We start from the raw sequence: 11,741 nt of genomic DNA on the forward strand, positions 1-11,741 counted from the left end.
GGCGCGGACGCGCAGCTCAGGCCACGAGGCACAGGCCGTCGTAGGGGGCCGCGGGTGTCCTGCGGGCGGTGTGCCGGCGGGTCAGCTCGGTCTGGGCCAGCGACAGCAGGTCCCCGAGGCCGAGGCCGAGGGCCTGGGCGGCCGCCGCGAGGACCTCCGAGGAGGCTTCCTTGCGGCCCCGTTCCACCTCGGAGAGGTACGGCATCGAGATGCGGGCCTCGTCGGCGACGTCCTTCAAGGTCCGTTCCTGGGCCAGCCGTTCGCGGCGCAGCACGTCACCGACGAGGTCGCGCCACAGGGGCTCCCTGGCAGCTGGAGCGGGTGGACCCGCCGGACCGACCGGACCGACCGGACGGACCGGGTGGGCCGGGTGGGCCGCCGCCGGGCTCGCCGTCGCCGGGCGCAGCGGGATGACTCGGGCTTCGTTCGGGACGTGTCGGCTCACCTCTCCAGCCTAGGAACTCCGGGCGGGAGGGGAAGGGGGCGGCGTTCCGCCCTCAGGGGAATCGCCGGAGGACGGATCGGGGCTGTCACTCGCCGGGCTCGGGGGTTCACTCGCCGATGCGGCCGTCGATGCGTTCGCGCAGGAGGTCGGCGTGGCCGTTGTGACGGGCGTACTCCTCGATCAGGTGCACCAGGACTTCGCGCAGGGCGATGGGCTCGTCGTCGTGGCGCCCGGTGACGGCGAGGTCGGGGGCCGCCGCCACGAAGCGCTCGGCGAAGGCGACCTCGCCGCGCCAGGTCCGCCAGGCGTCGGCCACGGCGTCCGGGTCGGCGACGGCGTCGTTGAAGTCCCCGTCGGGGTCGTCCCCGGCGCGGTAGTGGCGCGGCGACGGGGGCTCCCCCGCCAGGACCTCGCGGAACCAGTACTGTTCGACGCCCGCCAGGTGGCGCACGAGGCCGAGCAGGGACAGGTTGGACGGCGGCACCGAACGGCGGGCCAGGGCCTCGGCGTCCAGGTCCGCGCACTTCAGCTCCAGGGTGAGCCGCTGGTTGCGCAGGTATCCGACCAGCGTGGCCCGCTCCCCCTCGAAGCCTCCGTCGCCGCGCGGGTCTGCTTCGGGGCCGACGAACCGGTCACCCCAGCCGGGTTTCCGCTCGGGCAGGGGCTGTTCGTCGGGCCGGGTCGCGCCATGGTCACTCATACGGAGGAGCATCGACGGTCCCGGTGCCGCCGCGCCACCCCATTTCCGCCGGTCACACCGATTCCGCCGCGCGAACGCCCTTCTCCGCGGCGGGTGCCGGGGCCCTGCCCGGAGGGCGGGCTTCCTGAACCGGCCGTGTCGTCCCGTACAACCCTTCCTCACCACGAGGTGTCGAACAGGGCGCCGGACGAGGAACGGGCCCTTTCCGGACACCCCCGCGCTGCCCGGCCGTTCTTACTACCAGGAGCCGAACATGCGCAAGAACCGTTCGGCAGCGCTCGCCGCTGCCACCTTTCTTCTCGTCTCGGGCGCGGCGATGGCCGCCGCTCCCTCCGCCTACGCCGGCGCGCCCGGCAGCACCCGGGCCGGTGACCGCAACAGCGACTTCAACGGCGACGGTTACGAGGACGTCCTGGTCGGCGCGCCCGGTGCCACCGTGAGCGGCAAGAAGGGCGCGGGGCTGGTGACCGTGCAGTACGGCTCGTCCAAGGGCATCGGAACGAGCAACGCCGCCCGTTTCAGCCAGTCGACGTCGGGGGTCGCGGGCGCGGCCGAGACGGGCGACGGGTTCGGCCGGGCGGTCGCCACGGGCGACCTGGACGGCGACGGGTACGACGACGCCGTGGTGGGCATCCCCGGCGAGGACATCGGCACGCTGAAGGACGCGGGCGGTGTGACCGTGCTGTGGGGCTCCAAGGCCGGGCTGAAGGGTGCCGCGAGCGACTGGCTGGAGACCGAGGAGCCCGCCGCGGGCGAGCAGTTCGGCACCGGTCTTGCCGCGGGCCGCTTCACCGCCGAGACGGACGGCGACCTCCTCGCCGTCCTCGACCCGTACGGCGTGGAGCTGTTCGCGTACGACGCCGAGGCGCGCAGCTCGATGCGCCGGGAGTCGACCCGGAGCTTCGGCGCCAAGGCCGAGGCCCGCGACATCCGGCCCATGTCCATGACCACCGGTGACTACGACAAGAACGGCTTCGCCGACCTCGTCGTGTCGGGGCTGAGCCTGGGGGACGAGCCCGGGCACGGGTGGTCCGCGTATCTGTCGGGCAACGCGGACGGGCTGACGTACGAGCGGGATCTGCGCGGCGGTCCGGTCGCGGCGTCCGGGGACATCAACAACGACGGGTACGACGACCTGGTGACCGGCGAGCCGAACTCGCCGGACGACCAGCCGGGCGAGACCCGGACGGGCGGGGTGGTCGGCGTGCGCCTGGGCGGCCCGGACGGCCCGGCGGCGGACCCGGACTGGTGGGTGCAGGACTCCGACGGCGTGCCCGGTGTCGCCGAGGCCGGGGACGGCTGGGGCTCGGACCTGTCGGTCGCGGACACCGACGGGGACGGGTACGCGGACGTGGCGATCGGGGCCGCGGGCGAGGACATCGGCACGGTGAGGGACGCCGGCGCCGTGTGGGTGCTGCGCGGCTCCGCCGCCGGGCTGACCGCGGCCGGCGCCCGGTCCTGGGACCAGAACTCCACGGACGTGCCGGGCGCCGCGGAGAAGGGCGACAAGTGGGGCGCCCAGGTCCGGCTGACCGACCCGAACGGCGACGGCCGCTTCGGTCTGCTGGCCGCCGCGCCGGGCGAGAACGCCGGCGACGGTCACATCTGGGTGCTCTCGGCGGGCCCGGGCGGCGTCACGGCGGCCGGGTCGTGGACGTACGGCGCCGCCTCCCTCGGGGCGCCCGCCACGGGCGCCCTGTTCGGGTCGGCGATCGACGAGTGAGGCGGCGGGGCCCCGTACGGCCGCGCGGGCGGGTCAGGAGTCCGGGTCGGCCGGGTCCGGGACACCGTCGAGGGACGCCGACCCGGAGGTCGTGGTGTCGCCCGGCGCGTCGGCCGACTCGGGGCTCTTCGGCGGTGTCGTGGGCCCGGTGGTCGGTGTCTCCGGCGACGACGGGGGCGAGGTGGACGGAGTGGTCACCGAGGACGAGGAGGGGCAGGGGCTGGAGCTGCCGTCGGCCCCGCCCTTCGGGGTCTTCGTGGCGCCGCCCGGGGACGAGGGGCACGGCTTGGGCGACTTCGAGGGCGGTTCCTCGGAGAACGACGTCGACACCGAGGGGGAGGGCTGGTTGACCGGCGGGGTGGTCTTCCTGTCCTTCCCGCCCGTGTCGCCGGCGTGGCGGGTGAACCAGTCGTCGTGCTCGGGGTCGTAGAGGACGAAGACGTCGACGACCACGGTCGAGCGCTCGATGACCACGACGTTCTGCGGCCGGTACGACGGCCAGGAGTCGCCCTTGGGCTCCGGCGTGGTCTTCAGCGCGACCGGGGGCTTCAGCGGGTTGCCGCAGGCGCAGCGGACCCGGGGGATGCCCCGGTCGTCGACGAGGACGGCGGTGCCGGACTGCAGGACGGCCTGGTAGCTGGTGGCGGCGCCGTCGCGGTAGCCGTGGTTGGTCACGCGGGTGTCCATGCGCAGCTGTACGGGGGTGAGTGAGCGCAGGTAGGCGGGTACGCCGGAGGGGTCCACGCCGGCGACGGAGGCGAACGCGTCGTTCTTGGCGGGGTTCGCGCCGAGCACCTTGATCTGTTTCTCCACGTCGCAGCTGGCGACGTTGCGGGTGCCGCCGTAGAGGCCGGGGGACGAACCGTCCACGGCGCGCGTCACGTTGGCGTTTTCCGCACTGCTCGGGGTGGCCGTGGGGGTCTCGGGGACGGTGGAGCTGTCCGTGGCCGTGGACTCGGTGAACGGGTCGGGGCCCGCCTTGCCGGCGGCCTGGAGGAAGACCTCGCCGTCGGCCGAGCCGCCGGAGTCGTCGGAGCGGGTGAGGACGACGATCAGGACCGCCGCGACCACGGCGGCGGTGACCATGAGGGCGATCCGCGGAGCGGACCGCCACCACGGGTGTCCGGGGCTTCCCGGGCCCCCCGCGCCGCTCGGACCGCCGGGCCCGCCCCCGGAGCCGCCGCTGCCGCCCGGACCGCCGGTGCCGCCGGTGCCGCCGGGCCCGGACGTGTCGCCCGGTGGCACCGGTGCGTTCGGCCGCGTGGGGTCGGGCGGCGTGGGGCCGGGCTGCTGCGGCCCGGACAGGGGGCCGGAGGGGGGTCCTGTAGGGCGGCCGGAGGACGGCTGTTCGGAACTCACGGGTCTTCTCCCGGCTCGGGGAATGCGCGGCGACACATGGGGGCGATGACGGTCAAGAGCGGTTGATGCACATGTTTAGCCGCTTTGTCGCTCTTTTCTCCGTAACAGGGCCATTGTGTGCTCTGGTCCGGCGCCACCCGCAAGCCGAACGAGCCGTGCGCCCCGGCGCGCGGAGTGTCACCGTCGTGCTTAGCGTGGCAAGAGTGAGCCCTCGGACCCTGTCGCCCCGGCAGACCGCCGCACCCGAGCGTGCGGTCGCCCGCCACGGCTGGCTCCAGGCCCTCGCCACCGTGCTGGCCGGACTGGTCGCCATGATCGTGGTGGCCTCTCTCGGCCTGTGGGCGGCCGGCGCGGCGGACCTCCCGGACGGCGCGTTCCCCCGGGTCGTCGCGGCCACCGTCGTCACGGCGGTCGGCGGCACGATCGAGCTGTCCGGCGGCGCGGGGTTCTTCGCCGAGACCCGGGCGGGCCTGACCGTGATGCCGCTGTCGGTGACCGTCGTGGGCGCGCTGGTGGTCGCCGCCGGGTTTCTGCGGCCCCTGCGTCATCGGGCGGTGGCGGGGGCGGCCGAACTCGCCGGCTGGGCCGCCCGGATCGCCGTCCTGTGGCTGGCGGCGCTGCTGGGCCTGGCGCTCTACGCCCGGCAGACCTTCGACGTCCCGCTCGGCGACGTGGGCGACTTCCTCGGCACCTCCGCCGACGTGGGGTTCGAGACGGCCGTGGCGCCGACCCTGTTCCTCGGGCTGGTGTGGCTCGCCGGGGTGCTCGTCCTGGCGCTGCTGGTCTCGCGCGGGGCGCCGCTTCCCGCGCGGCTGCTGCGGTTCCAGGAGTCGGTGCGCCCGGCCGCGTACGCGATGGTGGGTCTGCTGCTGGCGTGCCTGGGCATCGGGCTGGTGATCGCGGCCGTGGTGGCGCTGACCCGCGGGCATGCCGCCCAGACGGCCGCGCTGGTCCTGCTGGGCCTGCCGAACGTCGTGTGGCCCGCCTTCACCATCGGCCTGGGCGCCACCTGGGACAGCCAGGTCGAGGGGCCCTTCGGACTGCCGATGCCGAAGATCCTGGACGAGGTGGTGCGCGGGCCCGACGTGTCCACCCTGAACCTGGGCTCGCTCGCCGAGTACGACGGGCGGGTGTGGTGGCTGCCCGCCGTGAACGCGGTGCTGCTGGTCCTGGCCGCGTTCGTGATGGCGGCCCGCTCCCCCGCCCGGGTGCGGCTGTGGCAGCACGCCGTGCACATGGCGGCCGCTCTCGCCGCGACCGTTCTGATGATCTGCCTCGTGGGCCGGATCTCCGCGCACTACGGGCTGTCGGTCATCGGCATAGGTGACCTCGGCGGCGACCTGGGCGGGGAACTGTTCCTGCGGCCCCATCTGTGGAGCGCGCTCGGCCTGGCCGTGCTGTGGGGACTCGTGACCGGGTTCCTGGGCGCGGCGCTGGCCAGGGGGGTGCGGCGCCGGGGCGAGATCGAGGAGGGCGCGAGCCGCCGTTAGGCGGCGCGCGGCGCCCCCGGTTTCAGTCGCTCACGCCCCCAGCGTCAGCCGCTCACGCCCTCAAAGCCGCCGCTCACGCCTCCGCCGTCGCCAGGTCCGCCGCGCGGCGGGCGAGGAGGGAGGCGCAGATCTCCCCGGCCCGGACGGCGGTGGTGGACAGCAGCGTCGAGGTGAGGCCGTGGGTGTGCTCGGTGCCGCCCTGGAGGTAGATGTCCGCGCTGACGTCGGGGGCGGTGGCCACGCGGTGGTCGCGGCCCACCTGGAGGGCGTCCTCCTCGTCGCGCAGGCAGAGTTTGCCGATCTCGCCGAGGTTGTCACCGACCCCGCGCGGCCGGTAGCCGGTGGCGTGGACGAGGAGGTCCGCGCTGAGGGTCTCGCGCTCCCCCGTCGGCAGGAACTCCACGGTCACGCGGACGTCGTCCGTGCCCTCCTCCACCTCGCGCAGCCGGGAGACGTTCATCATCCGCAGCCGTTCCCGGCCCTGCACCTTCTCCTGGTACATGGTCCGGGACAGCGACTCGATCAGATCCATGTCCACGACGGAGTAGTTGGTGCTGCGGTGGTAGTCGAACAGCGACTGCTTCACCTCACGGGGCGAGCCGTAGTACAGGTCGACGGCCTCGGGGTCGAAGATCTTGTTGGCGAAGGGGCTGTCGTCGGCGGGTGTGTAGCCGTACTTGGCGAAGACGGAGCAGATCTCGGCCTCGGGGAAGTTGCGGTGGAGGTAGTCCACGGCCTCCGCCGCGCTCTGCCCGGCGCCCAGGACGACGGCGCGGCGTATCAGCCGGCCGGTGCGCCGGGCCTCCTCGACGCGGGGCAGCAACTCGCTGGTGTGCCAGACGCGGTCGGACAGGACGGCCTCCGGCGGGAGGTGCGGCTCCAGGCCGGCGGCCACGCAGATGCTGCGGGCGCGACGGACGGTGAACCGCTCCGGGTCGCCGGGGGTACGGCTGGTGACGTCGAAGTAGCGGACCTCCCCGTCCCGGCTGACGGGGCGTACGGAGACGACCTCGGAGGAGTACTCGACGAGGTGGGAGACGCGGGCGGCGGCCCACGCGAAGTAGTCGTGGAACTCGATACGCAGCGGGAAGAGGGTCTTCAGGTTGAGGAAGTCCACCAGCCGCCCCTGGTCGCGCAGGTAGCACAGGAAGCTGAAGTCGCTGGTGGGGTCACGCATCGTCACCAGGTCCTTGAGGAAGGACACTTGCATGGTGGCGTCGTCGATGAGCATGCCGCGGTGCCATCCGAAGCGGGGCTGTCTCTCCAGGAATCCGACCCGCAGTCCGTTCTCCGCGCCGGCCCGTGCGGAGTGCTCGTGGAGCGCGATGGCGAGCGCGAGATTCGACGGTCCGAATCCGATCCCCAGTACGTCGTAGATGGAATCCGGCCCGGTGTGCAGCATCGTCACCGCGTCATCGCCTTTCATCGAGAAAAGGGGTCCACACAGTCGCCCCGGCAGGAACACCGCCTCCCCCAGCACGGACATGTTAGATAAGGTAAGCCTTACCTAGCAACGGTTGAGGAGGGCTCATATGCGGATCGCCATGTTCGGATACCAGACGTGGGGACACCGGACGCTGCGTGCGCTGCTGGATTCCGGACACGATGTGGTACTCGTCGTCACCCATCCCCAGAGCGATCACGCGTACGAGAAGATCTGGAACGACTCGGTCGCCGACCTCGCCGAACAGCACGGTGTGCCGGTGCTGTTGCGCAACCGGCCGGGCGACGAGGAACTGCTGCGCGCGCTCAAGGAGGCCGACCCGGACCTCATCGTGGCCAACAACTGGCGCACCTGGCTGCCGCCCGAGATCTTCGACCTGCCGCCGCACGGCACCCTCAACATCCATGACTCGCTGCTCCCGGCGTACGCGGGTTTCTCCCCGCTCATCTGGGCGCTCATCAACGGCGAGCGGGAGGTCGGTGTCACCGCCCACCGCATGGACGGCGAACTCGACATGGGTGACGTGCTGTTGCAGCGTGCGGTGCCGGTCGGGCCGAAGGACACGGCGACGGACCTGTTCCACCGCACGGTCGACCTGATCGGGCCGCTGGTCACCGATTCCCTCGAACTCATCGACTCCGGCCGGGCCGTGTGGACGCCGCAGGACCGCTCCCGGTCGAGTTTCTTCCACAAGCGGTCCCTGGAGGACAGCCGGATCGACTGGACCTGGCCCGCCGAGGACCTAGAGCGCTTCGTACGGGCCCAGTCGGACCCGTACCCCAACGCCTTCACCCACCACCGGGGCGAGCGGATCCGGATCGTCGCGGCCTCCGTCTCCGAGGGACGGTACGGCGGCACGCCGGGGCGGATCTTCATCCGGGAGGGCGACGGGGTCGTGATCGTGGCGGGCGCCGAGGCCCGCTCGGGACGGCTGCCGGGGCTGGTGGTCGAGCGGGTGCGGACGGAGGACGGCACGGAACTCGCCGCGACGGACTACTTCCGCACGATGGGGGGTTATCTGACCCCCCGCCCGTGACGGAACAGACGTGCGGGCCGCCGGGGGGCCGGTGGCCGCCGGTCAGCCGGTGGGGCCCGACACGGACACCGCGGCCTGCGCCGCGTCCACGTCGGCCCCCTCGTGATGACGGCCCATCGGGATGACCAGGGGCGTACGGCTGACCGGGTCCTCGCCGACGACGCAGCGCAGTCCGAAGACGTCCTGGACGGTCTCGGCGGTGATGACGTCGGCGGGGGCGCCCTCGCCCACGATGCGTCCGCCCTTCATGGCGATGATGTGGTCGGCGTACCGGCAGGCCTGGTTGAGGTCGTGCAGGACCATGACGACGGTGCGGCCCCGGTGCCGGTTGAGGTCGGTGACCAGGTCGAGGACGTCGATCTGGTGGGCGAGGTCGAGGTACGTGGTCGGCTCGTCCAGCAGCATCACGGGGGTGCCCTGGGCGACGGCCATGGCGATCCAGGCGCGTTGGCGCTGTCCGCCGGAGAGTTCGTCGACGGGCCGGTGCGCGAGATCGGTCATCCCGGTGGCCCGCAGTGCCTCGTGCACGGCCTCCTCGTCGCTCCGCGACCACTGCCGCCACCAGGTCTGGTGCGGTGTACGCCCCCGCCCGACCAGGTCGACGACCGTCAGTCCCTCGGGGGCGACGGGCGTCTGCGGGAGGATGCCGAGTTTCTGGGCGAGGGTCCGGGCCGGGATGGTGTGCACCGCACGGCCGTCGAGGTGGACGGCACCGGCCTTGGGCGTGAGCAGCCGGGCCAGGGCGCGCAACAGGGTCGACTTGCCGCAGGCGTTGGCGCCGACGATGGCCGTGACCCGGCCGGTGGGGACGACCAGGTCGAGGCCGTCGACGACGATCCGGTCGTCGTAGGCCAGGCGCAGGCCCTCGGCGCGCAGTTCGGGGCCGTCGGCACGAGCGTCCGCGCGGTCGACGGGAGCGACCGGGCGGGTGTCGCGCTCCGCGGCAGCCGGTTCGTACTTCGATGACACGTCTTCAGCCTCCTGAACCGGCGCGGTTGGCGCGGATGAGCAGCCACAGCAGGACGGGGGCGCCGAGCACCCCGGTGACGATCCCGACCGGCAGTTCGGTGTCGGGGATCAGCTTCCGGGCGGCGAGGTCGGACACGAGCACCATCACGGCGCCGCTGAGCCCCGCCGCGAGGGGTGGCGGGAACGGGGTGCCGGCCAGGCGCTGGGCGACCTGGGGCGCGGCGAGGGCCACGAAGGCGATGGGTCCGGCGGTCGCGGTGCCGAAGGCGACGAGCCCGACCGAGACGAGCAGGACGGCCATCCGGACGAGGTGGACCCGGGTGCCGAGGCCCTTGGCGACGTCGTCCCCGAGTTGCAGGACGCGGATCTGCCGGCCGAGCAGGACGGCCGGGGGCACGAGCACGGCCAGGGTGAGGGCGAGCGGGCCGATCTGGTCCCAGGTGCGGCCGTTGAGGTTGCCGACGAGCCAGCCGAGGGCGGCCTGCGCCTGGAAGCGCTGGCCGCGGGCCAGTAGGTAGTCGGTGATGCTGGTGCAGATCCAGGAGACGCCGATGCCGACGAGGACGATGCGGTAGCCGGTGGTGCCGCGTTTCCAGGCCAGCACGTACACCAGCAGCCCGGCGGCCGACGCGCCCAGCAGGCCCAGGGCCTGGGTGCCGAGGCCGCCGTCCCAGCCGAGGACGATGCCAGCGACGACCACCGCGCCGGCGCCCTGGGTGATGCCGATCATGTCGGGGCTGGCCAGCGGGTTGAGCGTCACGGTCTGCAGCAGGGCCCCGGAGATGCCGAACGCGATCCCGACGAGCAGCCCGGCCAGGGCGCGGGGCAGCCGCAGTTCGTGGACGATCAGTTCGGTGCCGGGGTCGCCCACGCCGACGAGGGCCTTCAGCACATCGGCGAGCGGCAGGTCGATGTCCCCCACGGAGGTCTCCACGGCGAACGCCAGGAACGCGGCGGCGGCGAGCAGCAGGGACACGGCCAGCAGCCGGGGCCGTACGACGCCGGAGACGGGCGGCACGGGAAGCCGGAAGGCGAGACGGTCGGCCGTGCGCTGCCGGACAGCCGTCTTCGCGGCACTCTGCGCGGGCGGCACGGGCACGAGGTCGGTCGTCATCGGCTCACCCCTGCGCGGTGGTGGTCTGCATGGGGCGTCGTCACCAGGGCTTCGGGGGCGGGGAGTCGGTGGTGCGGGTGGCCGGCGGGGGCGACGCGGCGCGGCCCGGCCGGCACGGGGTCCGGGCCCGCCGCCCGTGGGTTCCCGGGGAGCGCCCGGGCACGGGGACGGGCCGGGGCCGATCCCCATGGCCCGGCAGTCACGGGTCGGCGCGGCGCGTGGGCGGCCGTCGCGGGTCGGCGCGGCGCGTAGGCCGCCGTCGCGGGTCGGCGCGGCGCGTAGGCCGCCGTCGCGGGTCGGCGGGATTGCCGTGACCCGGCGGTCACGGGCCGGGTGTCCGCCCGCAGTCGGCGTCTCCCCCGTCGAAACGTCATGTCACAGCTCCGCGAGGCGTCGGCGGCGTACCAGGGCGATGAAGAAGGGGCCGCCGAGGAAGGCGACGAGGATGCCCGCCTGGATCTCGGTCGGGCGGGCGATCAGGCGGCCGGCGATGTCGGCGGCCAGGAGGAGACAGGGGGCGAGGACCGCCGACAGGGGCAGCAGCCAGCGGTGGTCCGGGCCGATACCGGCCAGTTGGGCGAGGACGCGGGCGATGTGCGGGACGACGAGGCCGACGAAGACGACGGGGCCGATGACGGCGACCGCTCCGCCGGTGAGGAGGGTGACGGCGACGACGCCCTGGACGCGGACCAGGCCGAGCTTGAGGCCGAGCGACTTCGCCACGTCGTCGCCGAGGGCGAGGCTGTTGAGGGCCGGGGCGCAGGCGAGGGCGAGGAGCGCGCCGACGGCCAGGAACGGCAGGACGCGCAGCAGGACGCCCTCGTCCTGGTCGGCGAGCGAGCCGGCGCTCCAGAACCGGTACCGGTTCAGGGCGTCGGGGTCGGTGAGCGCGATGGCGCTGGTCAGCGAGAACAGCAGGGAGGTCACGGCGACCCCGGCCAGCGCGAGCTTCACCGGGGTGGACCCGGAGCGGCCCAGACCGCCCAGGAGGTACACCAGGACGCTGGCGGCGAACGCGCCGCCGAAGGCGAACCAGATGTAGCCGTAGAGCGACGAGATGCCGAGGACGCCGACGGAGAGGACCACCGCGAACGCGGCGCCCGCGCTGACGCCGAGAATGCCGGGGTCGGCGAGCGGATTGCGGGTCAGCGCCTGCATCAGGGCGCCCGAGAGACCGAGGGCGGCGCCGGTGGCGAGCCCGAGGGCGGTGCGGGGCAGGCGTACGGACCAGATGACGGTGTCGACTCGGGCGTCGGGGGCGTCGCCGAGCAGGGTGTGCCACACCTGGTCGAGAGGGACGCCGAGCGCGCCGAACGCCATGGACAGGGCGCACAGGGTGAGCAGGGCAGCGCCCGAGAGCGTCAGCAGCAGTACCGCGCGGGGGCCTTTCGCCGCCCGGACCGAAGAGGTCCCCACGTCGTCAACTTTCTTTGATGAGGCTTGCCTTAACTGTAGGGCGAG

Annotated in this window: 10 protein-coding genes; 3 read left to right on the forward strand and 7 right to left on the reverse strand. The window is 73.5% G+C overall.

From position 1 onward, the window contains the following. Positions 1-16: 16 nt before the first annotated feature. Both PYR72_RS02445 and PYR72_RS02450 read right to left on the reverse strand, forming a co-directional pair. Entirely contained in the window at positions 17-445 is a 429-nt protein-coding gene (locus PYR72_RS02445) for a helix-turn-helix transcriptional regulator (RefSeq protein ID WP_275453623.1), read from the reverse strand. A gap of 106 nt (positions 446-551) precedes the next feature. After that, positions 552-1,145, reverse strand: coding sequence for a DinB family protein (locus PYR72_RS02450; RefSeq protein ID WP_275453624.1), 594 nt, complete (start codon positions 1,143-1,145; stop codon positions 552-554). A gap of 253 nt (positions 1,146-1,398) precedes the next feature. Here PYR72_RS02450 and PYR72_RS02455 point away from each other — a divergent pair, with 253 nt between their 5' ends. Next, positions 1,399-2,868, forward strand: a complete 1,470-nt coding sequence (locus PYR72_RS02455; protein WP_275453625.1) for an FG-GAP-like repeat-containing protein — start codon at positions 1,399-1,401, stop codon at positions 2,866-2,868. A 33-nt stretch (positions 2,869-2,901) separates the two neighbouring features. Here the strand turns inward: PYR72_RS02455 and PYR72_RS02460 are convergent, their stop codons facing one another. After that, positions 2,902-4,227: a DUF6777 domain-containing protein gene (locus PYR72_RS02460; protein WP_275453626.1), complete on the reverse strand. Its 1,326-nt coding sequence runs from the start codon at positions 4,225-4,227 to the stop codon at positions 2,902-2,904. A 203-nt stretch (positions 4,228-4,430) separates the two neighbouring features. On the opposite strand from PYR72_RS02460, the gene PYR72_RS02465 reads away from it, so the two are divergent. Then, on the forward strand, positions 4,431-5,717 hold the full coding sequence (locus PYR72_RS02465; RefSeq protein WP_275453627.1) for a streptophobe family protein: 1,287 nt from the start codon (positions 4,431-4,433) through the stop codon (positions 5,715-5,717). A gap of 73 nt (positions 5,718-5,790) precedes the next feature. Here the strand turns inward: PYR72_RS02465 and PYR72_RS02470 are convergent, their stop codons facing one another. Next, positions 5,791-7,143: a SidA/IucD/PvdA family monooxygenase gene (locus PYR72_RS02470; protein WP_275453628.1), complete on the reverse strand. Its 1,353-nt coding sequence runs from the start codon at positions 7,141-7,143 to the stop codon at positions 5,791-5,793. Between the two features lie 106 nt (positions 7,144-7,249). Here PYR72_RS02470 and PYR72_RS02475 point away from each other — a divergent pair, with 106 nt between their 5' ends. Beyond that, positions 7,250-8,197, forward strand: a complete 948-nt coding sequence (locus tag PYR72_RS02475) for a methionyl-tRNA formyltransferase (RefSeq protein ID WP_275453629.1) — start codon at positions 7,250-7,252, stop codon at positions 8,195-8,197. A 42-nt stretch (positions 8,198-8,239) separates the two neighbouring features. On the opposite strand, the gene PYR72_RS02480 is transcribed toward PYR72_RS02475, so the two are convergent. The 3 genes from PYR72_RS02480 to PYR72_RS02490 all read right to left on the reverse strand — a co-directional run bounded on the left by PYR72_RS02480 (position 8,240) and on the right by PYR72_RS02490 (position 11,696). Further along, positions 8,240-9,073: an ABC transporter ATP-binding protein gene (locus tag PYR72_RS02480; RefSeq protein ID WP_275460317.1), complete on the reverse strand. Its 834-nt coding sequence runs from the start codon at positions 9,071-9,073 to the stop codon at positions 8,240-8,242. 97 nt (positions 9,074-9,170) lie between these two features. Further along, the gene (locus PYR72_RS02485) at positions 9,171-10,280 is read right to left on the reverse strand and encodes an iron ABC transporter permease (protein ID WP_275453630.1); all 1,110 of its coding nucleotides are present in this window, start codon (positions 10,278-10,280) and stop codon (positions 9,171-9,173) included. A 375-nt stretch (positions 10,281-10,655) separates the two neighbouring features. Beyond that, positions 10,656-11,696: an iron chelate uptake ABC transporter family permease subunit gene (locus tag PYR72_RS02490; protein WP_275453631.1), complete on the reverse strand. Its 1,041-nt coding sequence runs from the start codon at positions 11,694-11,696 to the stop codon at positions 10,656-10,658. Positions 11,697-11,741: the final 45 nt, after the last annotated feature.

This window comes from Streptomyces sp. VNUA24, from assembly GCF_029167005.1.
Lineage (GTDB): Bacteria > Actinomycetota > Actinomycetes > Streptomycetales > Streptomycetaceae > Streptomyces > Streptomyces scabiei.

Coding starts and splice junctions, on each gene's coding strand:
- PYR72_RS02455 (WP_275453625.1), top strand. CDS start 1,399: ATGCGCAAGAACCGTTCGGCAGCGCTCGCCGCTGCCACCTTTCTTCTC.
- PYR72_RS02485 (WP_275453630.1), bottom strand. CDS start 10,280: ATGACGACCGACCTCGTGCCCGTGCCGCCCGCGCAGAGTGCCGCGAAG.
- PYR72_RS02475 (WP_275453629.1), top strand. CDS start 7,250: ATGCGGATCGCCATGTTCGGATACCAGACGTGGGGACACCGGACGCTG.
- PYR72_RS02450 (WP_275453624.1), bottom strand. CDS start 1,145: ATGAGTGACCATGGCGCGACCCGGCCCGACGAACAGCCCCTGCCCGAG.
- PYR72_RS02470 (WP_275453628.1), bottom strand. CDS start 7,143: ATGAAAGGCGATGACGCGGTGACGATGCTGCACACCGGGCCGGATTCC.